Source organism: Streptomyces sp. NPDC014907, from assembly GCF_055562975.1.
In genome coordinates this window covers 208320-232900 of sequence record NZ_JBVHEG010000002.1, presented here as the reverse complement: position 1 = coordinate 232900, position 24581 = coordinate 208320, and the positions used below count along the sequence as shown (strand labels likewise).

Genomic DNA, 24581 nt, shown 5'->3' with positions numbered 1-24581 from the left:
CCACGGGCTCTCACCGGCCGGCCCCGGGCTGCGGGGACCCCGGCGTATGTACGGGGCTGAGGGCGTCTGCGACCATGACGGCCATGCCCCGGACCGACTCCGCCCCCCGCACGTCCCCCGCCCCCTCCATACCCCCCTCCCGCTCCTGGGCGGTCGTCCTGATCGCCTGCGCGGGACAGTTCCTCGTCGTGCTCGACGTCTCCGTGGTGAACGTGGCGCTGCCGTCGCTGCGGGCCGACCTCGGCCTCTCGTCGCTCGGCCTGCAGTGGGTGCTCAACGCGTACTCGATCGCCTTCGCCGGGTTCATGCTGCTCGGCGGGCGGGCCGCCGACCTCTACGGGCGCAAGGCGATGTTCCTGCTCGGGCTCGCGGTGTTCACCGCCGGCTCCGTCGCGGGCGGCCTCGCCCAGGAGGGCTGGCAACTCGTCGCGGGCCGCGCCGTGCAGGGCCTCGGCGCGGCCGTCCTGTCGCCCGCCACCCTGACCCTGGTCACCGACGCGGTCGCCCCCGGGCCCGCCCGGACCCGGGCCATCGGCACCTGGACGGCGGTCGGCGCGGCCGGCGGCGCGGCGGGCGGCTTCGTCGGCGGACTCCTGGTCGACCTGCTGTCCTGGCGCTGGGTCCTCCTCGTCAACGTCCCCGTCGGCGTCCTCGTCCTCGCGGGCGCGCTGTTCCTGCTCCGCGAGAGCCGCCCCGGCACCGGCCGCCGCCTCGACCTGCCCGGCGCGGTCCTCGTCACCGGCGGGCTCGCCACCCTCGCGTACGGCATCGTGCAGACCGAGGAGGCGGGCTGGGGCGCCCCGAAGACCCTCCTGACGCTCCTCGGCGCGCTCGTGCTGCTGGCCGCGTTCGTCGCCGTCGAGGCCCGTACGGCGGCCCCGCTGATGCCCCTGAAGATCTTTCGCACGCGGACGGTGGCGGCGGCCAACACGGCGATCCTGCTGTTCGGTTCGAGCTCCTTCGGCATGTGGTTCTTCATGACGGTGTACGCGCAGAACGTCCTCGGCCACACCCCGCTCCAGGCCGGTCTGGCCCTCGTCCCCAGCTCCCTCGCCGTCGTCCTGGGCTCCAAGGCCGCGCCCCGCCTGATGCCGGCCGTCGGCGCCCGCCGCCTCGCCGTGACCGGCGCCCTCGTCGCCGCCTCCGGCTTCGCCTGGCAGTCCACGATGACCGCCGACGGCACCTTCCTGACGACGATCCTCGGCCCCGGCATCCTCATGATGGGCGGCATCGGCCTGGCCACCACCCCGCTGGCCACCCTCGCCACCTCCAGCGCCGCCCCCGGCGACGCGGGCCTCGTCTCCGGCCTCGTCAACACCTCCCGCACGATGGGCGGCGCCCTCGGCCTCGCGACCCTCTCCACGGTCGCCGCCGCCGTCACGGGCCCGGTCCACGGCGCCCCGGACCCGGTCGCCCTCACCGCGGGCTACGCGGCGGCCTTCCGCGTCTCGGCGGCGATCCTGCTCGGCGCGACGCTCCTGATGCTGCTGTGGCTGCCGGGGGACGGCACGAAGAGGGCTTCCCAGGAGGACGTGCGCCGGGCGCCGTCGGGCAGATGACGCCCCTTCCGCCACCCGCCCTAGAGCCAGCCCTGCCGCCGGGCCGCCCGCACCGCCTCCATGCGGTTGCGGGTGCCCGTCTTGCCGATCGCGGAGGACAGGTAGTTGCGGACCGTGGACTCCGAGAGGTGCAGGACGGCCGCGATGTCCGCGATCGTCGCGCCGTCCACCGAGGCCGCGAGCGCGTCCCGTTCGCGGGCCGTCAGCGGGTTCGGGCCCGCGCCGAGGGCCGCCGCCGCGAGGGCCGGGTCGACGACCGTCTCGCCCCGCAGGACCTTGCGGACCGCCTCGGCCAGTTCCTCCACGGGCCCGTCCTTCACCAGGAATCCGGCCGCCCCCGCCTCCATCGCCCGCCGCAGGTAACCCGGCCGGCCGAACGTCGTCAGGATGAGGACCCGGCAGTCCGGCACCTCGTCCCGCAGGTCCGCCGCCGCGTCGAGCCCCGAGCGTCCCGGCAGCTCGATGTCGAGCAGGGCCACGTCCGGCCGCGCCCCGAGCGCCGCGTCCACGATCTCGTCCCCGCGCCCGACCTGCGCGACCACCTCGATGTCCGGTTCCATGCCGAGGAGCAGGGCCAGCGCCCCGCGCATCATCCCCTGGTCCTCGGCGAGGAGAACTCTCGTACACCGTGCGGGCCGGTGGTCCCGCGGCATCTCGTCCACGGGGAACAGCGTAGGCCCGGCGTCCTGTTGGGGCACGTCCGGACGTGCCCCGCCCGGCGCCGGGTGAACCGCCCGGCCGGGCCGGCGCCGCCGGCCGGTGGCGGGGCGGACGCCGCCCGACACGGCACCGGCGCTCCGTACGCGGAACGCGATCGGGCGTCGTGAGACGCTGCCCTCATGATGGCCAAACTGCAGTGTGTGGTGCTGGACTGTGCCGACGTCGCCGAGCTGTCCCGGTTCTACCAGGCGCTCCTCGGCGGCGAGGTGAACCGGCCGGACCCGCGGTGGTCGCTCGACGACGGCTGGGCGACGCTGCACACCGCCGGGCTCGTGCTCGCCTTCCAGCGGGTGGAGGACCATCGGCCGCCACGGTGGCCGGACCCCGCCCGGCCCCAGCAGTTCCACCTCGACCTGGGGGTCGAGGACCTGGAACGGGCCCAGGAGGACGTCCTCGCCCGGGGCGCGACCCTGCTCGACGCGGGCGACGGGGAACGGAGCTGGCGCGTCTTCGCGGACCCGGCGGGCCACCCGTTCTGCCTCGTCCGGGACTGACGGGGCACCGGGGAAGGCGGCCCGTACGGCATGCGGCATCCGCTGTGCGGCACCCGCTGTGCCGGGCCTCCCGGGACGCCGGAGCCGTCCGCGGCGATGCGAAGAAGGGCATCCGCACGGCGGGACCGCCGGGGCGTGCGCCGGAGGTCCCGCCCGCCCTCCGGGCGGCCGACGCCACCTTCGGCACATGCCTTAGCGCACCGGAGCGAAGCTGCCAAGGGGCCGTTCCGTCGCGGTCATGGCCAGAACGTCGAACTTCCCTCCCTCTTTTTGTACGCATACGTCTCATGACGGCCCCGGGGGCAGGAGCGATAGGTTCTTCCCGGGACCAGCGCGATACGGCGAGGGGGCGCCGAGGCGTTCCGGAACCGGCTCGGAGCACCCCGACCCCCGGAACCCCGCCGGTCGGGGCGTCACGGACCGGCGTACGGGACACGTCGTGACCGGTGCCGGTCCGGGCGTTCCCACCCGGCCCGCTCCCGGTCCGGCCGGGTGCCCCGTGTCGCGGCACCGCGTTCCTTTCCTCCCCACCGACGACGCGCGACGGCGCGCGACGGGAGTCCTCGACCATGCCGGCCGCGACGACCGAAGCCCATCGAGAGGACCGTGAACCATGACGACGACCCGAGACACCGACGGCGAAGCGCGACACCCTCACCTCGAACTCCGGATCGGAGGACTGCACTTGACCGTCCAGCGCGTTCCCGGATGGCTCGTGGCCCTGGTCACCACCGCCGGCGGGGCGGGGATGACGTGGTGGACGCAGCGCTGAGCCGCCGACCCGGCCCCCGCACCCCTCCAGGACCGGGCGCGGAGCCGGTACCGGGCGGGGGCCCGGCCCGGGGGCCCGGTCGCGGCCGGATACGCTGAACGGGCCCCGGAGGGCCGGGGCGCGAGTTCGGATGGGGTGGGAGATGCCGAAGCACCGGTTGTCCAGAAAAGGCCGCTACGTCGCCATGGCGGCGACGGGCGTCGTCGTCGCCGCCGGCGCCGGGATCGCGGCGCAGACCTCGATGGCCGCCCCCGCGTGGCCCGCGCAGAAGACCTACACGGGCCGGGCGTTCGACGCCTGCACCGCGCCCTCGCTCACCGCGATGAAGGCGTGGAAGAAGGACGGCTACTACGGCGGCGTCGCCGTCTACATCGGCGGGAAGAACCGGGGCTGCGCCCAGCCCAACCTCACCAGGTCCTGGGTGAAGTCGGTCGACACCCTCGGCTGGCGGGTCATCCCCCTGTACGTCGGGGCCCAGCCGCCCTGCCAGAAGAGCGGCAACAAGGAGCGGTTCACCGCGTCCACCGCCGCCTCGGTCGGAGTGAGCAACGCCAACGACGCGGTCGCCAAGGCCTCGGCACTCGGCATGAAGGCCGGCAGCCCGATCTACCTCAACATGGAGTCGTACAACACCGCCGACAAGGCGTGCAACGACGCGACCCTGGCCTACGTGCGGTCCTTCAGCAAGACCCTGCGCGCCAAGACCTACCGCGCAGGCCTGTACGGCTTCAGCAGCTCCGGCGCCAAGGCCATCGCCACGGCCAAGGACCGCACCGACCTGCCGGGCAACCTCTGGTACGCCCAGTGGAACGGCCTGGAGACCACCACCAGGGACTGGCCCTGGAACCCGAAGCTGTACACCGACCACAGCCGCGGCCACCAGTACAAGGCCAACAGCAAGGAGACCCGCGGCGGTCACACCATCAACGTCGACCGCAACGCCTGGGACGCCCCGGTCGCCATCGTCGGCTGACGCCCCATCAGCGGCGGCCGGCCCGGACGTCCCCGGCGTCCGGGTCCGGCGCGGCGGGTTCCACGGGAAGCTCCGCGACGACCCTGAACCCGCCGCCCGGGACCGGCCCCGACTCCAGGGTGCCGCCCGCCGCCGCGAGCCGTTCGCGCAGGCCGCGCAGACCGCTGCCGGGCACGCCCCCGGCCGGCGCGGCGGCCCCCGCGCCCCCGGGAGCGTGCCCGCCGCCCCGGCCGTCGTCGGTGACCGTCAGACGGGCCCGGTCGGCCGGGCCGGAGAGCTCGACGACGCAGCGGGACGCCCCGCTGTGCCGCACCGCGTTCGTCACGGACTCCCGCACCACCCAGCCGAACAGCGCCTCCGCCGACGGTTCCAGGAGCGGGCCCGAGCGGCGTACGACCGGCTCGATGCCCGCCGAGGAGAGCGCGTCGCGCGCCCGGTCCAGCTCGGCCGCCAGGCTGCCCTCCCGGTAGCCGGTCACCGCCTCCCGGATCTCGGTCAGCGCCTGCCGGCCCACCGACTCGATGTCCGCGACCTGCGCCAGGGCCGCGTCCAGGTCGCGCGGGGCGAGCCGCCGGGCGGCCTCCGACTTCACCACGATCACCGAGAGCGTGTGGCCCAGGAGGTCGTGGAGGTCGCGCGAGAACCGCAGCCGCTCCTTCTCCACCGCCGTCCGCGCCAGTTCCTCCCGGGTCGTCCGCAGTTGCTGGACCGTCTCGTTCAGGGCGAGGATCGCCGCCGTCACCATCACCGAGATGAACGTCCCGTACACGATCCCGAACGAGTCCCAGCCGTCCCGCCAGAACGTCACCGCCCCCGCCCCGGCGACCAGCGGGAAGGTGATCCGGGGCAGCAGCTTCCCGTGCCGCACCACCGCCCCGACCGCCAGGCCCAGGAGCGGGAAGAGCAGCAGCCACTCCCTGCCGTAGCCGATCGCGAGCCCGAAGGTGAGCGCGGCGAGCGCGCCCAGGAGCCACCAGGTCGCCGGCGCGTTCCGGGTGCGCGGGTCGAAGGCGCGCAGGACGATCCCGATGTACAGGGAGTTGAAGGCGAACAGGCCCAGGCCGCCGATCCACGGGTTCGGGGCGTCGCCCCCGAGCAGGTGCGAGAGCGCGCCCAGGCCCATGAGGAGCCAGGGGAGGAGGCTGAGCCCGCTCGGCCCCCGCTCGCGCAGCCTTTCCCTCCGCCGCCGCCGGATCTCCATCGCCGCCCGTCCCCTCCCGTGCTTCCGGGCCGTCGTGCCGCCCGTGCCGCTCATGCGCCCGTGCCGTCCGTACCGGTCACGCCGTCCGTACCGGTCACGCCGTCCGTGCCGTCCGTGCCGGTCACGCCGTCCGTGCCGAACGACGGTACGAGACCGCCGCGTACGCGCCGAACAGTGCCGCCCATCCGGCGAGCACCAGCAGGGCCGCCGCCCCCGGGAGCCGCCCGTCCGTCACCGTCACGCCCAGCTCCGCGAAGCGGTTCGTCGGGGTGTACTCCGAGAGGGCCCGGAGCCAGCCGGGGAAGAGCGCGACCGGGAACCACAGGCCGCCGACGACCGCGAGCCCCAGGTTGCAGGTGATGTTCACGGCGCCGGCGGTCTGGGCCGTGAGCCGGTAGCCGTTGCCGATGCCGAGCAGCGTGAAGGGGAGCGAGCCGAGCCACAGCGCGACGGCGACGGCCGCCCACTGCCAGGCCGCCATCCGCACCCCGTTGACGAGGCCGCCCGCGAGCAGCACCCCCGTGAGGGCGGGCAGGACGACCACCGAACCGGTCAGGGCCCGGCCCGTCACCACCTGCCGGGGCGTCATCGGGGTGATCCTCAACTGCCGCAGCCAGCCGGTGGACTTGTCCTCGGCGACCCCGGTGCCGAGCGAGAGCGCGGCGCCCAGCGCCCCGTACGCCGCCATGCCGACCATCGAGGCCGTCCGGTACGCGCCGTCCTCCGTGCCGCCCAGGTTGGTGAAGAGGAGGTACATCAGCACGGGGACGCCGATCGTCGAGATCGTGAATCCGGTGTCGCGCAGGGTGCGGCGCACTTCGAGGCGTACGTACGCGGTGATCATCGGGTCGTCTCCGGGGTCGTGGCGGTCGTGGCCGTCGTGGCCGTCGTGGTCTTCGTGGGCGCGGTCCCGGTCGTGGCGGCCGGCTTCCGGGTGAGGGCGAGGAAGGTGTCGTTCAGGGAGGCCGGGGCGACCTCCAGGCCCCGGATCGCGTTCCGCTCCGCCAGGGCCCGGACCGTCGCGTCGGAGTCGGTGGTGCGCAGCCGGGCGCGGTCGCCCCGGATCTCGTACGAGGTCACGCCGGGCAGCGAGCCGAGCGGGCCGGACGGCACGCCGGCCAGGTCGAAGGAGACCAGGCCGCCGTCGCCCGCCCGCTTGAGCTGCTCGCTCGTGCCGTCGGCGGCGACCCGGCCGGAGTCGAGGACGACGATCCGGTCCGCGTACGCGTCGGCCTCCTCCAGGTAGTGGGTGGAGAACAGGACGGTGTTGCCCCGGCGCGCGTAGCCGCGCGTCGCGTCCCAGAACTCCTGCCGCGCCTCGACGTCGAGCGCGGCCGTCGGCTCGTCCAGGACGATCAGCTCCGGGTTCCCGGCGAGGGCCACGGCGAACCGGACCCGCTGCACCTGGCCGCCGGAGAGCCGGTCCACGCGGCGGTCGGCGAGACCGGTCAGACCGGCGAGCGCCAGGGCGTCCGCGACCGGCATCGGGGCCGGGTGGGCGCGGGCGACGAAGCCGACCAGCTCGCGGACCGTGACCCGGGAGACCGGCCGGCCCTCCTGGAGCATCGCCCCGACCCGGCCGGCCGCGACGGCACGGGCCGGAGGGCCGCCGAAGAGTTCGACCCGCCCACCGTCGGGCTCGTCGAGGCCGAGGAGCAGACCGACGGCGGTGGACTTCCCGGCGCCGTTGCGCCCCAGCAGCGCCACGACCTCGCCCCGCCGGACGGTGAGGTCGAGCCCGTCGGCGGCGCGGACGGCGCCGTACGTCCTGGTCACGTCCCGGAAGGCGATCGCGGGCGCGCCGGCCGGGCCGTTCTTTCCCTGCTTCTCCTGCTCCTGCTGCTTCATGCCCACGACGTTACGGAGCGTCAGGAGGGCGCGGCAGAAACGGATGTACGGACCCCGCGGTGACAAATGTCCCGGGTGCCTTCCCCGTTCGGCTCCTGACGCGGTGTCAGCGAGGGTTCCCAAGCCCTGCCGCCTCGGCTATACAGGAGGGCCACCGAACTGGAACGCGTTCCAGGACGATCGCGGTCCGGAGCCGTCGCGTTCCGGGGCGATCCCGTGAGGAGCAGCCCGATGCCCATCGACGCAGCCAAGGCCGTCGCCGCCGAACCCCGCAGCACCGAGATCTCCTGGGACCACAAGGACGTCCAGCTCTACCACCTCGGCCTCGGCGCCGGGGTGCCCGCGACCGACCCCGCCGAACTCCGCTACACCCTGGAGTCCCGGCTCCACGTCCTCCCCAGCTTCGCCACCGTCGCGGGCGGCGGCATGGGGATCGTCGACGGCCTCTCCGCCCCCGGCGTCGACGTCGACCTCATGGCCGTCCTGCACGGCGCCCAGTCGATCACCCTCCACCGGCCCCTCCCCACCGGCGGGCGCGCCGTCTCCACCTCCCGCGTCGCCGCCGTCCACGACAAGGGCAAGGCCGCCGTCCTCGTCCTGCGCTCCGAGACCGCCGACGCCGACGGCCCGCTGTGGACCAGCGACGCCCGGATCTTCGTGCGCGGCGAGGGCGGCTGGGGCGGCGACCGGGGCCCCTCCGGGCGCCTGGACCCCCCCGACCGCGCGCCCGACCGGACCGTCGAACGGCACGTGCGCGAGGAACAGGCCCTGCTCTACCGCCTCTCCGGCGACTGGAACCCGCTGCACGCCGACCCCGAGTTCGCGGCCCTCGCCGGTTTCGACCGGCCCATCCTGCACGGCCTCTGCACCTACGGCATGGTCCTCAAGGCCGTCGTGGACACCCTGCTCGGCGGGGACGTCACCCGCGTCCGGGCGTACCACGCGCGCTTCGCCGGGGTGGTCTTCCCCGGCGAGACCCTGCGCGTCCGGATGTGGGCCGGGGAAGGCCGCGTCCAGGTGACGGCCACCGCCGTGGAGCGCGACGACGCCCCCGTGCTCGCGGACGCCCTCGTGGAGCACGCGTAGGACGTCCGGGAACGACGGAGGGCCCCGGGAGGTCTCCCCGGGGCCCTCCGGCCCGTTCGACCGTCAGAACGCTCCGGTCACTGCCCGTCGGGCTCGCGGCGGTGGCGGCCGTGCGGGGAGGACGAGGAGTCCTCCGCCGGCGAGGGCCCGCCACGATGCCGTCCGGAGCCGTTCGACTCCGTACCCTCCGTGCTTGCTTCCGACATGGTGCGACTCACCCCGTAGAACTCGATCGTGCCGTGCGGCCCGCGAGTCTAGCCAACGGGCCCGCGGTCGGTGAGGGGGGCCTGCTGGAGCGGTACGGGACGGCACACCCGGGGCTCCCCGGGAACCTCCTCCGGCCCCGGCGGGACCTCCGGCTCCGGCCGGGCCTCCGGCTCCGGCGGGACCTCCAGGGCCGCGAGACCGCACGGCACCTCGGGCGTCGCGTACGGCAGCCGCAGCACGCCCCCGGCCGTCCACAGGCCCGTGCCCGCCAGCCAGCCCCGGGGGGCGGCGAGCTGGTCCATCCGGCGGGACGAGGGCCGCCAGACCCCCACCCAGCTCCCGGCCGCCGCGTCGATGCGCAGCGCCACCGCGCAGCTCTCCGGCATCAGCACCTGCCCCGGCTGCACCGCGAACGGCGTCACCGCCGCGTCGTCGAGCCGCAGGCACTCCGGGAAGCGCACGGGCAGCAGGCTCCCGAGGACTCCCCAGCCGAGCCGGTCGTGCCCCGGCGACGGCGCGTCCGAGCGGATCAGGAGCAGCCCGCTGTCCGGGTCCGCGAGCAGCAGCCGGTCGTCGCTGTCCTCGGCGATCTGGAGCAGCGGCGTCACCTCGCCGCCCCGCTCCAGGTCCACGGCGACCGCCTTCACCGGCCCGTCGCCGACCCGCCGGTCCAGGGCCAGCATCCGGCCCGTGCGGTCGAGCCAGACGCCGCCCGCGCAGTGGCCCCGGACCTCCGCCACCCGCTCCGGGCCGAAGGCCCCGCCCGCCACCAGCCAGAGCGTCGTGGTGTCGGGACCGACGCACATCGCGTACGCGCAGATGCCGTCCGGCGAGGGCGGGAGAAGGACGAGCCGTTCGGAGCCGGGCGCGTCCACCGAGCCGAGCCGCAGCTCGCCGGTGGCCGGACCGGTGGGGTAGAGCAGCGAGAACGTGTGCCGCCGCCCGTCCACGCGGCGGCAGACGAGGACCCGGCCGTCCGCGAGGGGCAGCAGCTGCGCGTGCGGCTCCTCCGGCTGGTCGAGCGGGAGCGGAACGGCGTACGGCTCCGGACCGTCGAGGGTCCACCTCTCCGCGTACAGGGCGTCCCCGGTCCCCGCGAGCCCGGCCGCGTACGCGCCGTTCGCCGTGATCGTGAAGCCCGCCGGCCGTCCGGCGCTCCCGTCGTACTTCCCTTCGGCGTCGTCGTCCTCGGCCGGGGTCTCGATGGCACAGGCTGTCATCGACTCGTCACCTCCGGCGACGAAGCTAGTTTTCGCGCTTCCCGGCGGACAACACGAGCCCGGTCACTTCACACATAAGGGTGGCCCTCCGGCGGTTCTGCTGAGCGGGAGAGACCCCGTGTGCTGGAGTGACGCGCGGTGGCGGGGAGTAAGGCAAGGCTCACCGGAGCGGGGGACTCCGGGGCGGGGCCGGCGGACGGGGGAACACCGGGGCGGGGAGCGCGGGACCGCGGGGCACGGCCGGCCGGGAACCGGGGCCGCCCGCCGGCCGGGGCCGCCCACGGGCCAGGACGGCGGGGCGCGGGGGACAGGTAGCCTTTCCCCCGTGCCCCGTCTGTCTGAAGTCATCGCCGAACTCGACGCCCTCTGGCCGCCCGACCGGGCCGAGCAGTGGGACGCCGTCGGCACCGTCTGCGGCGACCCCGACGCCCGGGTCGGCCGCGTCCTCTTCGCCGTCGACCCCGTCCGGGAGATCGCCGACGAGGCCGTCGCCCTGGGCGCCGACCTGATCGTCACCCACCACCCGCTCTACCTGCGCGGCACGACGACGGTCGCGGCCGGCCACTTCAAGGGCCGCGTCGTGCACGACCTCATCAAGCACGACATCGCCCTCCACGTCGCGCACACCAACGCCGACACCGCCGACCCCGGCGTCTCCGACGCCCTCGCCGGCGCCCTCGGCCTGCGGGTCACCGGTCCGCTCGTCCCGGAGAACGGCCTCGGCCGGATCTGCGAGCTCGACCACCCCGAGACCCTCGCCGAGTTCGCCGCCCGCGCCGCCGCGCGGCTGCCCGCCACCGCCCAGGGCGTCCGGGCCGCCGGCGACCCCGACATGACCGTGCGCCGGGTCGCCGTCAGCGGCGGCTCCGGCGACAGCCTCTTCGACGCGGTCCGGGCCGCGGGCGTGGACGCCTTCCTCACGGCGGACCTGCGCCACCACCCCGCGTCCGAAGCCGTCCAGCAGACCCCGCTGGGTCTGGTCGACGCCGCCCACTGGGCCACCGAGTGGCCCTGGTGCGAGCAGGCCGCCGCCCAGCTCGACGCGATTTCCGACCGTCACGGCTGGGACCTCCGCGTCCACGTCTCGAAGACGGTCACCGACCCCTGGTCCTCCCACCACACCTCCCCTGGAGCCCCCAACTGAACGCCGCGCCCGCCGACCAGATCCGCCTCCTCGACGTCCAGGCCCTGGACACCCGCCTCCAGCAGCTCGCGCACAAGCGCCGCTCGCTGCCCGAGCACGCCGAGATCGAGGCACTGACCAAGGACCTCAACCAGCTGCGCGACCTGCTCGTCGCCGCGCAGACCGAGGAGAGCGACTGCGGCCGCGAGCAGACCAAGGCCGAGCAGGACGTCGACCTGGTGCGCCAGCGCGCCGCGCGCGACCAGCAGCGCCTCGACTCCGGTGCCGTCTCCTCCCCGAAGGACCTGGAGAACCTCCAGCGCGAGATCGTCTCCCTCGCCAAGCGCCAGGGCGACCTGGAAGAGGTCGTCCTGGAGGTCATGGAGCGCCGCGAGTCCGCGCAGGAGCGCCTCACCGAACTGACCGGACGGGTCTCCGCCGTCCAGGCCAAGGCCGACGACGCCGCCGCCCGCCGCGACGCCGCCGAGGCCGAGCTGGACGCGGAGGCCGCCTCCGTCGCCAAGGAGCGCGAGCTGATCGCGGGCTCCGTCCCGGCCGACCTGCTCAAGCTGTACGAGAAGCTGCGCGAGCAGCAGGGCGGCGTGGGCGCGGCCCGGCTGTACCAGCGCAGGTGCGAGGGCTGTCACATCGAGCTCAACATCACCGAGCTGAACGAGGTCCGCGCCGCCGCCCGGGACGCGGTCGTCCGGTGCGAGAACTGCCGCCGCATCCTGGTCCGCACCTCGGAGTCCGGCCTGTAATGACCTCTGCGCGCGCACTCGTCGTCGAGGCGGACGGGGGCTCCCGGGGCAACCCGGGGCCCGCCGGCTACGGGGCGGTGGTCCTGGACGCGGTGACGGGCGAGACGCTCGCGGAGGCCGCCGAGTACATCGGAGTGGCGACGAACAACGTCGCCGAGTACAAGGGCCTCGTCGCCGGCCTCAAGGCGGCCCGGGAACTCTTCCCGGACGCCACCGTGCACGTCCGCATGGACTCCAAGCTGGTCGTCGAGCAGATGTCCGGCCGCTGGAAGATCAAGCACCCGGACATGAAGCCGCTCGCGGCCGAGGCCGGCCGGGTCTTCCCGGCGGGCCGCGTCCGGTACGAGTGGATTCCGCGCGAGCGGAACAAGCACGCGGACCGGCTCGCGAACGAGGCGATGGACGCGGGGCGGCTCGGCCGGCGGTGGGAGCCCTCCGGCTCCACGGCGGCCCTCGACGCCTCCGCCGCCCGCAACGCCGCCGCACCGCCGCCGTCGGGCCCGCCCGGCGACGCGGCGGCGGGAGCCGCGCGGGCGCGGGCGGCGCTGTTCACGGCCGGGGGCTCCGGAGGCGCGGTCCCCGGCACCTCCGGCGCGACGGCGGCCGACGCCTCCGGCCCCGGCACCGTGACGGGTATGGACGCCGACGCGGGTACGGGTGTCGGCGCGGGTACGGGCACGAGCACGGGTGCCGGTGCGGGCACGGGCACGCGCACGGGTGTCGGCGCGGGCACGGGTGCCGGTGCGGGCGCCCGTCCGGAGGCCGGCCCACGGCCCCCGGGTCCTTCGGGAACGGCCCTCCCCGGAGGGTCCGGCGACACCCCGTTCCCGTCCGGCGGGGCCACCGGCGACTTCGGGGCCGAAGCCGCCGCCGTGAAGCACGCGGAGCCCCCGGCCCCGGCCGCCACCGCGCCCGGACGGGGCTGGACCGCCCCCGACATGGGGGCGCCCGCGACCTTCGTGCTGCTGCGGCACGGGGAGACCGCGCTCACGCCCGAGAAGCGGTTCTCGGGGAGCGGGGGGAGCGACCCCGGACTGTCGGCGGCCGGACTGCGGCAGGCCGAGGCCGTGGCCGGGGCGCTCGCCGCCCGGGGCACGATCCAGGAGATCGTCAGCTCGCCCCTGACCCGCTGCCGCCAGACCGCCGCCGCCGTCGCCGCCCGGCTCGGACTCGACGTGCGGATCGAGCAGGGACTCCGCGAGACCGACTTCGGCGCCTGGGAGGGACTGACCTTCGGCGAGGTCCGCGCACGGTACCCCGAGGACCTGGACGCCTGGCTGGCCTCCCCGAAGGCCGCGCCGACCGGCGGGGGCGAGAGCTTCGCGACCGTCGCCCGCCGCGTCGCCGCGACCCGGGACCGGCTGACCGCCGCCCACGCGGGCCGCACCGTCCTCCTCGTCACCCACGTCACGCCCATCAAGACCCTGGTCCGGCTCGCCCTCGGCGCCCCGCCGGAGTCCCTGTTCCGGATGGAACTGTCGGCCGCCTCGCTCTCGGCGGTCGCCTACTACGCCGACGGCAACGCCTCCGTGCGCCTCCTCAACGACACCTCGCACCTCCGGTAGGCGCGGCCGTCGCGTCCGGCGGCGCGCAGGCCGGTGCCCGCAGGGCCGCCGCGCCGCGCGCCAGGGACTCGACCCGGGCCCAGTCGCGGGCCGCGAGCGCGCCGGGCGGCACCATCCACGTACCGCCGACGCATCCGACGTTCGGCAGGGCGAGGTAGGCCGGGGCGGAGGCGGGGGTGATGCCGCCGGTCGGGCAGAAGCGGACCCCCGGGAGCGGGCCCGCGACGGACTTCAGGTACGGGACGCCGCCCGCCGCCTCGGCCGGGAAGAACTTCATGGCGTCCACGCCCCGTTCGAGCAGGGCCACGACCTCCGACACCGTCGAGACCCCCGGCAGGAACGGCACCCCCGACTCCCGCATGGCGCCGAGCAGCCGCCCGGTCCACCCGGGGCTCACCAGGAACCGGGCCCCGGCGCCGACCGCGTCCGCGGCCCCGGCCGCCGAGACGACGGTCCCGGCGCCGACGACCGCCTCCGGCACCTCCTCCGCGATCGCCCGCAGGGCGTCGAGCGCCGCCGGGGTGCGCAGGGTGATCTCGATCAGCGACAGCCCGCCGGCCACCAGGGCGCGGGCCAGGGGGACCGCGTCGGCCGCGTCCTCGATCACCACCACGGGGACGACGGGGCACTCCGGGGCAAGGTCGAACACGCTCGTCATGGCCTCATCCTGCCGACGGCGGGCACCAGCCGCAACGAGCGTTGCGCGGAGCGCAACGGCGGTTCAGTGGATCTCGTCCACCAGCACGTCCAGGGCCCCCGGCCTCCCGCCCTCCTCCACCACGTACCGCAGGTCCCGCAGCGCCTCCACCAGCTCGGCGGGAGAGCCCGGCGCCACGCCCGACTCCAGGAGGCTCCGCACGATCCGGCCCTTCGTCGCCTTGTTGAAGTGACTGACCACCTTCCGGGTCGGCGCGTGCAGGACCCGCACCGTCACCGTCCGCGCCGCGACCTCCCCCTTCGGCCTCCACGCCGCCGCGTACGCCGCCGACCGGAGATCCAGGACGGGACCGTCCCCGGCCACCCCGGGCAGCACGGAGGCCATCGCGCCCCGCCAGTGCGCGCCGAGCGCGCCGAGGCCCGGCAGCCTCACCCCCATCGAGCAGCGGTACGACGGAACGCGGTCGGTCACCCGCACCGCGCCCCACAGCCCCGAGAAGACGAGCAGCGCGTCCGCCGCCCGCTCCCGGGCCGCCGCGTCCAGGGTCACCAGGCCCAGCGCGTCGTACAGGACGCCGGTGTAGATCTCCCCGGCCGGCCGCGCGCCCGCCGTCCGCAGCTCCGCGTTCTTCGCGACCTCGCCGCGCAGCCCCTCGCTCAGGCCGAGCACCTCGCGCGCCTTCTCCTCGTCGGCGGCGCACAGCTCGACCAGCTCGTCCAGGACCGCCGCCCGCGCCTCCGCGAGCCCCGGCAGGGACAGCGCCTCCGGCTTGAGCGGGGCCCCGCCCCCCGACGGGGCCTTGCCTTCGGAGGGCGGCAGCAGGACGAGCACGGTGGTTCTCCTTCGTACGTACGGGGCCGGGGGCGCGGCCCCGGCGGCCCAGCCTACAAAGGGCCCGCGCGCACCCCCGTACGGCGAACGGACCGTGAGCGCCCCCGTACCGCGACGAGAACGGCGGGGCCTCCCTCGCGCGTCCCTCCCGACATGACGGAACCGCCCCCGCCCCCTACGCTCTGTCCATGCCCCGCCGCCCCATCCACGTGACCGGCGCAGCCGAGGCTCCCCTGCGGGCCGCCCTGCGCGCACTCCGGACCGAGCTCGCGATCCCCGAGGACTTCCCGCCCGCCGTCCTCGCCGAGGCCGAGGCCGCCGCGAAGGCGCCCCGGCTCCCGGCACACGACGCCACCGACCTGCCGTTCCTCACCGTCGACCCGCCCTCCTCCACCGACCTCGACCAGGCGATGCACCTGTCCCGCAGGGCCGACGGCGGCTACCGCGTCCACTACGCCATCGCCGACGTGGCCGCCTTCGTCACGCCCGGCTCCGCGCTCGACGCCGAGGCCCACCGCCGGGTCCTCACCCTCTACTTCCCCGACACCAAGGTCCCCCTCCACCCCGCCGTCCTCTCCGAGGGCGCCGCCAGCCTCCTCCCCGGCGAGGTCCGCCCCGCCGTGCTGTGGCGGATCGACCTCGACGCCGAGGGCCGCAGGGTCGCCACCGACGTCCGCCGCGCCCTCGTCCGCAGCCGCGCCAAACTCGACTACGCGGGCGTGCAGCGGCAGATCGACTCCGGCACGGCCGAGGAACCCGTCGCCCTGCTCCGCGAGATCGGCCGCCTCCGCGAAGCCCTCGAGACCGAACGCGGCGGGATCTCCCTCGACGTCCCCGAACAGGAGGTCGTCGAACGGGACCACGGCTACGACCTCGCCTACCGGGCCCCGCTCCCCTCCGAGGGCTGGAACGCGCAGATCTCCCTGCTCACCGGCATGGCCGCCGCCGACCTGATGACCGCCGCCGGCACCGGCGTCCTGCGCACCCTGCCCACCGCGCCCGACGACGCGGTGGCCCGGCTCCGCCGCTCCGCGCGGGCCCTCGGCGTCGACTGGCCGCCCCACGTCCCGTACGCGGACGCCGTCCGCTCCGCCGACCCGACGAACCCGCGCCACGCCGCCTTCCTCCAGGAGTGCACCACCCTCCTGCGGGGCGCCGGGTACACCGTCTTCACCGACGGCCACGTCCCCGTCCCGGCCGTGCACGCCGCCGTCGCCGACGAGTACGCCCACTGCACCGCCCCGCTGCGCCGGCTCGTCGACCGGTACGCGAGCGAGCTGTGCGTGGCGGCGGTCGCGGGGGACGAACCGCCCGAGTGGGTACGGGCCGCCCTGCCGGCCCTGCCCGAGGAGATGGCCGCGGGCTCGCGCCGCGCCGGCGCCGTGGAACGCGAGAGCGTCGACATCGTGGAGGCGGCGCTCCTGAAGGACCGGGTCGGCGAACTCTTCGACGCGTACGTCATCGACGTCAAGGAACGCGAGCCGTCCACCGGCACCGTCCACCTGGAGGACCCGGCGGTGGTCGCCCGGATCACGGGCGGCGACTCCGCGCTGCCCCTGGGGGAGTGGCTGCGGGTCAGGCTGGCGGAGGCGGACCCGGGCCGGGCGAAGGTGCTGTTCGCGCCTGCGTGAGCGGGGCCCCGCGCTTGTGGCCCGTGCCCCGTCCCCCGCGTCCGGGCCCGTGCCCCGTGTCCGCGCCCCGGGCCCGTGTCCGCGCCCCGGGCCCGTGTCCGCGCCCCGGGCCCGTGTCCGCGCCCCGGGCCCGTGTCCGCGCCCCGGGCCCGCGTCCGCGCCCCGGGCCCGCACCGGCCGCCCCGGGGGCCCGGGGCGGCCGGTGCGGCACCGCAAGGTCGAGCACGGGCCGGCGCGGCGGGTAGCATGGGCGGCACGGCAGACGAGCCGGGCGGGCGGCCGCGTGGGGATCTCCGGATCTCCCCGAGGAACGTCCGGGCTCCACAGAGCAGGGTGGTGGCTAACGGCCACCCGGGGTGACCCGCGGGACAGTGCCACAGAAAACAGACCGCCGGGGACTTCGGTCCCCGGTAAGGGTGAAACGGTGGTGTAAGAGACCACCAGCGCCTGAGGTGACTCAGGCGGCTAGGTAAACCCCACTCGGAGCAAGGTCAAGAGGGGACACTCCGGTGTCCCTGCGCGGATGTTCGAGGGCTGCTCGCCCGAGTCCGCGGGTAGACCGCAGGAGGCCGGCGGCAACGCCGGTCCTAGATGGATGGCCGTCACCCCGACGACCGCGAGGTCCCGGGGTACAGAACCCGGCGTACAGCCCGACTCGTCTGCCCCTCAGGCTTCCGGACCGCGATGCGCGGGGCGGAAGCCTTTCTCGTGGAACCACGGGCGCCGGCCGGGCCGGGCCCCTCCATGGCGCCCGACCGGGCGGGGCCGGCCCCGGAGCCGTGGCGCGGGCCGCTCCGGCGGAGGCGTCAGGACGCCGGAGGCTTGCGGTGCCTGCCGGTCCCGGGGCCGAGCTTCGGCGCCGCCCCGGGCGCGGGGGCGACCTCGGAGCGGGGAAACAGGACGCGTCTCGCCTCCGCGAGGTTCGCCGCGAAGCCGTACGGCTCCCAGAGGTGACCGTTCCACCGCTGGATCGCGCGGGGAGCGTCGGGGCGCAGGTGCGACGCCCTCGGGCCGTCGCCGGTCACCATGGGTACGGCGCGGAGCTGCCCGATCCTCGCGTTCCGGCGCTCCGCCCACTCGGCGAACGGTTCGTCGTCCATGCCCGGAGCGTAGTGGGCCGGACGGTCCGGTGCTCCCGGCACGGGGAAGGAGCCCGGCCGATCCCGTACCGGTGGGCACGGGCGTCACACGGAGCGCGCGCCCGGACCGGCCGGCCGGTCGAATCCGGGACTCATCGGCAAGAAGCCGGACGGGCTTCGGGGGCGTCTTGCCCCGCTCATGTCCGATGACCGAGTCTCGACTCTTGATCACCGAATCGCGGCGCTTCCGCGCACCGCACGACGAGAGGGACACGCGCATGAGTGACGGACGGATCTTCCGCGAGGCGTGGATCGCCGGTGTGAACAAGCACCATCCCGGCGAGCCGAAGCCCGGCTACGTCGCGCCGTGGGACGAGACGCCCGCGTGGGAGCGCGAAGCCGCCGCCGTGTACGGGCAGGTGCGCGACTTCATCCAGGTCAGCGGCGGACACGCGGCCCGGCTCACCCGCGAGCAGAAGGGCCGGTTCGTCGCCATCTGCTGGACCGCCCAGATGTTCCGGCACTTCGAGGACCCGAAGCCCGGATACGTCGCCGACTGGGCCGATCTGCCGGCCTGGCAGCGGGAGACGGACGCGGACGTCTTCGAGCACATCGAGCAGACCCTCTGACCACCGGAACGGCGAGGCCTCCGTCCGGTGCGGCACCCGGGCGGAGTCGTCTCTCCGCGCGGCCGGGAAGGGCGCCACGGCAGCGCCCTGCCCGGATGCCCGTGCGGGGCATGGCGCTGCGGTGACCGTTCCCGGCCCGTTCCCGGCCCGTTCCCGGCCCGTCTGCCGCTGTCTCCTCCCGGTCGGGAGATCCTCCGCCCGGGGGTCCCGGCCATGTATCCGGGTGGCCCCGGACGGGCTCCCCGGGACGCCGCCCGGCCGGGTGGGTGCCCGGGCCACCGGGGTTCCTCAGCGGCCGGCCGGGTCCCTTCAGCAGTCGCCGGGCCCCCTCAGCAGGCGCCGGGCCCCTCAGCGGCCGCCGGGCCCCCTCAGCGGCCGGCAGGGACCGCGGCCACCACCCGGCCGCCCCCGAGGAAGCACAACCGGTCCACCTCGTCGGGGAACGGCCAGTCGTTGTCCCGGTAGAAGCACAGGTCGCCCGGTACGGGGGCGGTGCGCAGGTCGGCGGCGCGGCTGCCCGCGGGCAGTCCGGCCGCCTCCGCCAGGAGCGGGTCGGCCGAACCGTTCCACTCGGTCACGTCGACGGGGCGCGGCCCCGGGTTTCCGGTGTTGAAGAAGAGCCAGCCGCCGCCGTCGGCGACCCGGCCCGCGAAGCCGGGTTCGGCCGTGGCCCGGCGGGCGCGCCGGGCGTACTCGAGGAGCAGGGCGGGCAGCGATTCCGCGAGCAGCGTCACCTCCGGGTACTCCCGCAGGGACGCGACGTCGCCGGGTACGGAGACCGCGTACCCCCACTCCCCGGTCTCCGGGGCGAGGCGTATCTGCACCAGGGCGCCGACGCTCCGGCCGTGGACTTCGGCCAGCGGCCAGTACGTGCCGTCGCCGCCCAGCATCCGGTGCACGTCCGGGTCCACCCCGGCCCCGGCCTCCCGGGGGCGCATCCACAGTCCGGGCATGCCCTCGGCCGTCACCCCGCCGGTCTCCCGCAGCACCCGGCGGACGTCCTCGGGCACCGTGACGGGCCACCCGTCCATCTCCGGGTCGTCGCAGCCGGGGGCGATCGTCACGAAGCCCGGGAACTCCTCGGCGAGCGCGCGCAGTTCCGCCAGTGCCCGGGTCGCCGCGTCCGCCGGGACCGCGTGCCGCCGCACCGGCCGGACCAGGAAGTCCCCGACGACCTCGCTGTGCAGCAGCATGGCCCGCCCGTCGCCCGCCAGGCCGTAGTGGACCACGCTGTTTCCGGTGCCGGGCGCGTCGTCCGCGGTGGAGAAGTACGGCTCCCAGTTCACCCGGCACGGATAGCCGGGCAGGGCCCGCAGGTCGACCAGGTCGGTCAACGGGTCGCCCTCCCCGACCAGTCCGGCGAGTTCCGCGTCGGTCCCCCCGGCCACCTCGACGCTCGCCACCGCCCCCACGGACGCCTTCGGCCCCGGCCGGCCCCGCACGCCGGACACCAGACGTTCGGCACGGCCGGTGAGCCAGCCGAGGAAGTCGGGCGCCTCGACCGTCACCTCGCACACGTCGCTCCACTGGTCCGCGCTCACCACCGGGCCCCACCCGGAGGCCCGCGCGCCCACCAGCAGCGAGCCCTCGCCGGTCTCCATGGTGCCCAGGCGCCAGAAGCCGTCGAGGGTCTCGATGTGGCGGTGCGGGCCGAACCGGTACGTCTCGCCGGGGGAGCCGTCGAGGCTCACGCCGCCGATCTCCCGCAGCACGGCCCGTACCTCCGCCGGCACCGGCACTCCCCAGCCGTCCATCTCCGCGTCCGTGAAGCCGCCGGACAGCTCGCATCCCTCCAGCCCCCGCCGGGCCGCCTCCCGCAAGGTCCGGACGACGGCCTCCGCCCGGTCGAATGTCCGCCGGTTCATGCGCACGCTCCTGAATCCGCCCATCACGACGGGCCGAAGCGTAACCACCGCCGTCACCGTGACGGGAAGCCGCGGTCCGGTCACGGCGGAGCCGCGGCCTCCCGCGTGCGGGACCCGTTCCGATCGCCCGGGTGGCCCAGCCCGGCCGCTGACACGCGCGCGCGTACGGCCGGGTTCCCCGGGGCCGGCGGGGCGGACGGTGTACGGGTGGGACATGACCCTTCCCGTGGAGCAGCTCACCGACCCGGCCGTGCGCGCCTTCGTCGCGGCCCTCAACGCCAACGACGAGGAGGCCTTCCGGAAGGCCCTCGCGCCCGGTGCCACCATGTCCGACGACGGTTCCGAGCGGGACCTCGACGCGTGGGTGGAGAAGGAGGTCTTCTCCTCGCGCGGGCACATGGAGATCGAGTCGCAGAAGGCCGACGGCCGGGACCTCGTCGCCCGCTACCGCAACGACACCTGGGGCGAGATGCGGACCCGCTGGCGGTTCACCGTCGAGGACGGGAGGATCGCCCGCTTCGAGACCCGGCAGGCGTAGGACACCGGGGGCCGGGGCCCCGGGCGGGACCTCCGGGCGGGCTTCCTGGCAGGACCTCCGGGCAGGACCTTCGGGCCGGGGTCTTCGCGCGTACGCCCCGGGGCCGGTCGCCGCTCGTGCCCCGGCCGGCCCCCTCCTCTCCGGCCTTCCCGGCCTTCCGTCCGTCCCGCGCATACCTCCCCCGAACCCGGGCACGAGGAGAACGCCCCCGACCGGGGCCGTACGTCGGCCGGGCTCAGCCCCGGCCGACGTACGGCATCGCCGTCGCCATCACCGTCGCGAACTGCACGTTCGCCTCCAGCGGCAGGCCCGCCATGTGGACCACCGTCGCCGCCGCGTCCGCCGCGTCCATCACCGGCTCCGGGGCCAGGTCGCCGTTCGCCTGGAGGATGCCCGTCCGCATGCGGGCCGTCATGTCGGTCGCCGCGTTGCCGATGTCGATCTGACCGCAGGCGATCCGGTACGGACGCCCGTCCAGGGAGAGGGACTTCGTCAGGCCCGTCACCGCGTGCTTCGTCGCCGTGTACGCGATGGAGTGCGGGCGCGGCACATGGGCCGAGATCGAGCCGTTGTTGATGATCCGGCCGCCCCGCGGGTCCTGCTCCTTCATGCACCGGAAGGCCGCCCGCGCGCACAGGAACGCGCCCGTCAGGTTGACGTCCACCACCGACCGCCAGACGGCCGGGTCCAGGTCCTCGACCGGGACGCCGCTCCCCGCGAACGTCCCCGCGTTGTTGAAGAGGAGGTCCACGCGCCCGTACCGGTCCCGTACCGCCGAGAAGAGGGCCGTCACCTCGTCCTCCGAGGTCACGTCCGTCGGGACGCACAGGAAACGGCCCGCCGGCAGGGCCGCCGCCGTCTCCTCCAGGGCGTCCGCCCGGCGGCCCGCGAGGGCCACCGTCCAGCCCGCCGCCGCGAGGGCGAGCGCCACGCTCCGGCCGATTCCCGAACCCGCTCCCGTCACCACTGCGATGCTCATGGGGGCGCAGCGTACGCGAGACGCGTGCCCCATGAACTCATCCGTCCGACACGTGGAATCCCCGCGCCCGACAGCGCCAGGTCGTTCCGTTCCCCTGGGATGACGGTCGCACAGCAACCGTCAGGGGAGGGGCACATGACCCACATGCACCAGCATTCCGGGGAATTCCGGGCCGCCGCGAAGCACTTCGGCAGACGGCGGTTCCTCACCACCACCGGTGCCGCCGCCGCGCTCGCCTTCGCCGCCCAGCTGCCCGCGGCCGGTTCGGCCGCCGCCGCCGAACTCGACGGCCGGCGCATCACCGAGGACCCCTTCACCCTGGGCGTGGCCTCCGGCGACCCGCTGCCCGGCTCCGTCCTGCTCTGGACCCGGCTCGCGCCCCGTCCCTTCGAGCCCGACGGCGGACTGCCCGCCCGCCGGGTCGCCGTCCACTGGGAACTCGCCCGCGACGAGCGCTTCCGGCGGCCCGTGCGGCGCGGCCCGGCGACCGCCCACCCGGAGTTCCGCCACACCGTGCACGTCGAGGTCGAGCACCTGGAGCCCGGCCGCGTGTACTTCTACCGCTTCCGCGCCGGCGCCTGGACCAGCCCGGTCGGCCGGACCCGTACCGCCCCCGCGCCCGGTGCCGACAACGCGTCGCTCTCGCTCGCGGCCGTCTCCTGCCAGGCGTACCACGACGGCCACTTCACGGCCTACCGCCACCTCGCCCAGGAGGACGTGGACGTCGTCCTCCACCTCGGCGACTACCTCTACGAGTACGCCGTCAACGCCACCGGCGGCGCCCGCGCGTACACCGACCGCACCCTTCCCGCCGTCTTCAACCGCGAGACGGTCACCCTGGAGGACTACCGGCTGCGCTACGCCCTCTACAAGACGGACCCCGACCTGCGGGCCGCGCACGCCGCCCACCCCTTCGTCGTCACCTGGGACGACCACGAGACCGAGAACAACTACGCGGGCGGCACCCCCGAGAACGACGTCCCGCCGGAGGAGTTCCTGCTCCGCCGCGCCGCCGCCTACCGCGCCTACTGGGAGCACCAGCCGCTGCGCCGCCCCCAGCTCCCCGACGGCCCCGACATGCGGCTGTACCGGAGGCTGACCTTCGGGCGCCTCGCCCAGTTCGACGTCCTCGACACCCGCCAGTACCGCTCCGACCAGGCGTACGGCGACGGCTGGCAGGTCCCGGGCCCCGAGTCCGAGGACCCGTCGCGCACCCTGACCGGCGCCACCCAGGAACGCTGGCTGCTCGACGGCTGGCGCCGCTCCCGGGCCCGCTGGAACGTCCTGCCGCAGCAGGTCGTGTTCGCCGAGCGCCGCGACCGCCCCACCGCCGACTTCAAGCTCTCCATGGACTCCTGGGACGGCTACCCGGCCTCCCGGCGGCGCGTCCTGGCGGGCGCGGAGGCCGCCGGCGTCGAGAACCTGATGGTGCTCACCGGCGACGTCCACGTGGCCTACGGCCTCGACCTGAAGGCCGACTTCCGCGACCCGTCCTCCCGGACCGTCGGCACCGAGATCGTCACCACCTCGATCACCAGCGGCAAGGACGGCGCCGACCGGCCCGCGAACTACGACAAGCTCATGCGGGCCAACCCCCACCTGCGGTTCTTCCACGGGCGGCGCGGCTACGCGAAGGTCTCCCTCGGCCGGGAGAGCGCCCGCGCCGACTTCCGTACGGTCCCGTACGTGACGGTTCCGGGCGCTCCCGTCACGACCGCCGCCTCCTTCGTCACGGAGGCGGGCCGTCCGGGCCTCACGCCCGCGTGAGCGGAGCCTCTCCGGGGTAGCGGACGCCGACGCGGTCCCGTACCGCGTCGAGCGTCCGCATCACCGCGAGCGAACCGTCCAGCGGCACGAGCGGGGACTCCGCCGCGCCCGCCCGCAGGCAGCGGATCACCTCGGCGGCCTCGTGCCGCATGGTGTGCGGGTCGTCCGCCGACACGAACTCCTCCGGCTCGCGGCCGTCGCGGTGCAGGGTGAACCGCTCCGGGGCGAAGAAGGAGCGCGGCACGTCGATCCGCCCGAGGGTCCCCGTCACGGAGGCGGTCAGCGGCGTGTCCGCGACGATCGAGCAGGACAGCAGGGCCGACGCCCCGGACCCGGACCAGCCCAGCAGCACGCCCGTGTTCAGGTCGACGCCCTCCGGCGAGAGCAGGGCGTGCGCCCGGACCGTGTCCGGCTCCCCGAGCAGCAGGTGTGCGAACGACACCGGGTACACCCCCAGGTCGAGCAGCGCCCCGCCGCCGGTCTCCGGGTCCCGCAGCCGGTGGTCCGCCGCGAACGGGCCCGCGATCCCGAAGTCCGCCTGGACGGTGCGGACCTCGCCGATCGCGCCGTCGCGCACCAGCTCCACGATCCGCCGGACCAGCGGGTGGCAGTACGTCCACATGGCCTCCATCAGGAAGAGGCCCCGGTCCCTGGCGAGCGCGACCAGCTCCTCCGCCTCCCGGGCGTTGAGCGTGAAGGCCTTCTCGCAGAGCACCGCCTTCCCCGCCTCCAGGGCGAGGCCGGCGGCCGCCCGGTGCGCGTGGTGCGGGGTCGCCACGTACACCACGTCGACGTCCTCGTCCGCGAAGAGACCGGCCCACTCCCCGTACGCCCTCGGTATCCCGAACCGCTCCGCGAAGGCCTTCGCGGGCGCCTCGCTGCGGGACGCCACCGCCACCACCTCGGCGTCGTCGAGGGTCAGCAGATCGGTGGTGAACCGCTCCGCGATGCCGCCCGTCGCCAGGATTCCCCAGCGCACCCTCTCGCCCATGTCCCCACCCGTCCCCATGTCCCCGCCCGTCTCGCAGAGGTCTCGACCATGCCGGCCGAGCTGAGAGCATAGGCAAGGATTCAA

The 24581-nt window shown here is 75.4% G+C and carries 23 protein-coding genes and 1 other RNA gene; 13 read left to right on the top strand and 11 right to left on the bottom strand.

Translation table 11 applies throughout. From position 1 onward, the window contains the following. Nucleotides 1–74 precede the first annotated feature (74 nt). The gene (locus tag ACZ3IL_RS06440) at nucleotides 75–1559 is read left to right on the top strand and encodes an MFS transporter (protein ID WP_467387229.1); all 1485 of its coding nucleotides are present in this window, start codon (nucleotides 75–77) and stop codon (nucleotides 1557–1559) included. Nucleotides 1560–1579: 20 nt separating this feature from the next. Here the strand turns inward: ACZ3IL_RS06440 and ACZ3IL_RS06435 are convergent, their stop codons facing one another. After that, complete coding sequence (locus tag ACZ3IL_RS06435; RefSeq protein WP_467388176.1) at nucleotides 1580–2212, bottom strand: response regulator; 633 nt, start codon at nucleotides 2210–2212, stop codon at nucleotides 1580–1582. Between the two features lie 186 nt (nucleotides 2213–2398). Between ACZ3IL_RS06435 and ACZ3IL_RS06430 the strand changes: the two genes are divergently transcribed. The 3 genes from ACZ3IL_RS06430 (at nucleotide 2399) to ACZ3IL_RS06420 (ending at nucleotide 4518) form a co-directional block, all read left to right on the top strand. Next, the gene (locus ACZ3IL_RS06430; RefSeq protein WP_467387227.1) at nucleotides 2399–2773 is read left to right on the top strand and encodes a VOC family protein; all 375 of its coding nucleotides are present in this window, start codon (nucleotides 2399–2401) and stop codon (nucleotides 2771–2773) included. Between the two features lie 613 nt (nucleotides 2774–3386). After that, on the top strand, nucleotides 3387–3545 hold the full coding sequence (locus tag ACZ3IL_RS06425) for a hypothetical protein (protein ID WP_467387225.1): 159 nt from the start codon (nucleotides 3387–3389) through the stop codon (nucleotides 3543–3545). Between the two features lie 142 nt (nucleotides 3546–3687). Then, nucleotides 3688–4518: a glycoside hydrolase domain-containing protein gene (locus ACZ3IL_RS06420; RefSeq protein WP_467387223.1), complete on the top strand. Its 831-nt coding sequence runs from the start codon at nucleotides 3688–3690 to the stop codon at nucleotides 4516–4518. Between the two features lie 7 nt (nucleotides 4519–4525). On the opposite strand, the gene ACZ3IL_RS06415 is transcribed toward ACZ3IL_RS06420, so the two are convergent. The 3 genes from ACZ3IL_RS06415 to ACZ3IL_RS06405 all read right to left on the bottom strand — a co-directional run bounded on the left by ACZ3IL_RS06415 (nucleotide 4526) and on the right by ACZ3IL_RS06405 (nucleotide 7567). Beyond that, entirely contained in the window at nucleotides 4526–5719 is a 1194-nt protein-coding gene (locus tag ACZ3IL_RS06415) for a sensor histidine kinase (RefSeq protein WP_467388174.1), read from the bottom strand. Nucleotides 5720–5840: 121 nt separating this feature from the next. Beyond that, nucleotides 5841–6563, bottom strand: a complete 723-nt coding sequence (locus ACZ3IL_RS06410) for an ABC transporter permease (RefSeq protein WP_467387221.1) — start codon at nucleotides 6561–6563, stop codon at nucleotides 5841–5843. Continuing rightward, nucleotides 6560–7567, bottom strand: a complete 1008-nt coding sequence (locus tag ACZ3IL_RS06405; RefSeq protein WP_467387219.1) for an ABC transporter ATP-binding protein — start codon at nucleotides 7565–7567, stop codon at nucleotides 6560–6562. Before ACZ3IL_RS06405 ends, ACZ3IL_RS06410 begins: the two co-directional genes overlap by 4 nt. Before the next feature lie 231 nt (nucleotides 7568–7798). On the opposite strand from ACZ3IL_RS06405, the gene ACZ3IL_RS06400 reads away from it, so the two are divergent. Further along, nucleotides 7799–8653, top strand: coding sequence for a MaoC/PaaZ C-terminal domain-containing protein (locus ACZ3IL_RS06400; RefSeq protein WP_467387217.1), 855 nt, complete (start codon nucleotides 7799–7801; stop codon nucleotides 8651–8653). 254 nt (nucleotides 8654–8907) lie between these two features. Here the strand turns inward: ACZ3IL_RS06400 and ACZ3IL_RS06395 are convergent, their stop codons facing one another. After that, nucleotides 8908–10080 (bottom strand): hypothetical protein, encoded by a 1173-nt coding sequence (locus ACZ3IL_RS06395; protein ID WP_467387215.1) that lies wholly within the window; start codon nucleotides 10078–10080, stop codon nucleotides 8908–8910. A gap of 325 nt (nucleotides 10081–10405) precedes the next feature. On the opposite strand from ACZ3IL_RS06395, the gene ACZ3IL_RS06390 reads away from it, so the two are divergent. From ACZ3IL_RS06390 to ACZ3IL_RS06380, 3 genes are read left to right on the top strand one after another with little or no spacing between them, the layout of a single operon-like run. Next, nucleotides 10406–11224 carry a Nif3-like dinuclear metal center hexameric protein gene (locus tag ACZ3IL_RS06390; RefSeq protein WP_467387213.1) on the top strand — a complete coding sequence of 273 codons (819 nt, stop codon included), beginning with the start codon at nucleotides 10406–10408 and terminating at the stop codon, nucleotides 11222–11224. Continuing rightward, a complete protein-coding gene (locus tag ACZ3IL_RS06385; protein WP_467388173.1) occupies nucleotides 11221–11964 on the top strand; it encodes a zinc ribbon domain-containing protein in 744 nt (247 codons plus the stop codon). Before ACZ3IL_RS06390 ends, ACZ3IL_RS06385 begins: the two co-directional genes overlap by 4 nt. Further along, nucleotides 11964–13529, top strand: coding sequence for a bifunctional RNase H/acid phosphatase (locus tag ACZ3IL_RS06380; RefSeq protein ID WP_467387211.1), 1566 nt, complete (start codon nucleotides 11964–11966; stop codon nucleotides 13527–13529). The genes ACZ3IL_RS06385 and ACZ3IL_RS06380 overlap by 1 nt, the downstream gene beginning before the upstream one ends. Here ACZ3IL_RS06380 and eda read toward each other — a convergent pair. Both eda and yaaA read right to left on the bottom strand, forming a co-directional pair. Then, entirely contained in the window at nucleotides 13504–14187 is a 684-nt protein-coding gene (gene eda, locus ACZ3IL_RS06375; RefSeq protein WP_467387209.1) for a bifunctional 4-hydroxy-2-oxoglutarate aldolase/2-dehydro-3-deoxy-phosphogluconate aldolase, read from the bottom strand. The genes ACZ3IL_RS06380 and eda overlap by 26 nt on opposite strands. Before the next feature lie 63 nt (nucleotides 14188–14250). After that, entirely contained in the window at nucleotides 14251–15018 is a 768-nt protein-coding gene (yaaA, locus tag ACZ3IL_RS06370) for a peroxide stress protein YaaA (RefSeq protein ID WP_467387207.1), read from the bottom strand. Nucleotides 15019–15206: 188 nt separating this feature from the next. On the opposite strand from yaaA, the gene ACZ3IL_RS06365 reads away from it, so the two are divergent. Further along, nucleotides 15207–16649 carry an RNB domain-containing ribonuclease gene (locus tag ACZ3IL_RS06365; protein WP_467387205.1) on the top strand — a complete coding sequence of 481 codons (1443 nt, stop codon included), beginning with the start codon at nucleotides 15207–15209 and terminating at the stop codon, nucleotides 16647–16649. 263 nt (nucleotides 16650–16912) lie between these two features. Beyond that, nucleotides 16913–17311, top strand: an RNA gene (gene rnpB, locus ACZ3IL_RS06360) — RNase P RNA component class A. 144 nt (nucleotides 17312–17455) lie between these two features. Here the strand turns inward: rnpB and ACZ3IL_RS06355 are convergent. Then, complete coding sequence (locus tag ACZ3IL_RS06355; RefSeq protein ID WP_467387203.1) at nucleotides 17456–17749, bottom strand: DUF6087 family protein; 294 nt, start codon at nucleotides 17747–17749, stop codon at nucleotides 17456–17458. Nucleotides 17750–18006: 257 nt separating this feature from the next. Here ACZ3IL_RS06355 and ACZ3IL_RS06350 point away from each other — a divergent pair, with 257 nt between their 5' ends. Further along, nucleotides 18007–18357, top strand: a complete 351-nt coding sequence (locus ACZ3IL_RS06350) for a hypothetical protein (RefSeq protein ID WP_467387201.1) — start codon at nucleotides 18007–18009, stop codon at nucleotides 18355–18357. Nucleotides 18358–18725: 368 nt separating this feature from the next. Here the strand turns inward: ACZ3IL_RS06350 and ACZ3IL_RS06345 are convergent, their stop codons facing one another. Beyond that, nucleotides 18726–20222 (bottom strand): hypothetical protein, encoded by a 1497-nt coding sequence (locus ACZ3IL_RS06345; protein WP_467387199.1) that lies wholly within the window; start codon nucleotides 20220–20222, stop codon nucleotides 18726–18728. 214 nt (nucleotides 20223–20436) lie between these two features. Here ACZ3IL_RS06345 and ACZ3IL_RS06340 point away from each other — a divergent pair, with 214 nt between their 5' ends. Further along, complete coding sequence (locus ACZ3IL_RS06340) at nucleotides 20437–20760, top strand: nuclear transport factor 2 family protein (RefSeq protein WP_467387198.1); 324 nt, start codon at nucleotides 20437–20439, stop codon at nucleotides 20758–20760. 235 nt (nucleotides 20761–20995) lie between these two features. Here ACZ3IL_RS06340 and ACZ3IL_RS06335 read toward each other — a convergent pair whose 3' ends face one another. Further along, nucleotides 20996–21772, bottom strand: coding sequence for an SDR family oxidoreductase (locus tag ACZ3IL_RS06335; RefSeq protein WP_467387196.1), 777 nt, complete (start codon nucleotides 21770–21772; stop codon nucleotides 20996–20998). Nucleotides 21773–21874: 102 nt separating this feature from the next. Here ACZ3IL_RS06335 and ACZ3IL_RS06330 point away from each other — a divergent pair, with 102 nt between their 5' ends. Then, nucleotides 21875–23506 carry an alkaline phosphatase D family protein gene (locus ACZ3IL_RS06330; RefSeq protein WP_467387194.1) on the top strand — a complete coding sequence of 544 codons (1632 nt, stop codon included), beginning with the start codon at nucleotides 21875–21877 and terminating at the stop codon, nucleotides 23504–23506. Here ACZ3IL_RS06330 and ACZ3IL_RS06325 read toward each other — a convergent pair. Then, on the bottom strand, nucleotides 23493–24497 hold the full coding sequence (locus ACZ3IL_RS06325; protein ID WP_467387192.1) for a Gfo/Idh/MocA family protein: 1005 nt from the start codon (nucleotides 24495–24497) through the stop codon (nucleotides 23493–23495). The genes ACZ3IL_RS06330 and ACZ3IL_RS06325 overlap by 14 nt on opposite strands. Nucleotides 24498–24581 lie beyond the last annotated feature (84 nt).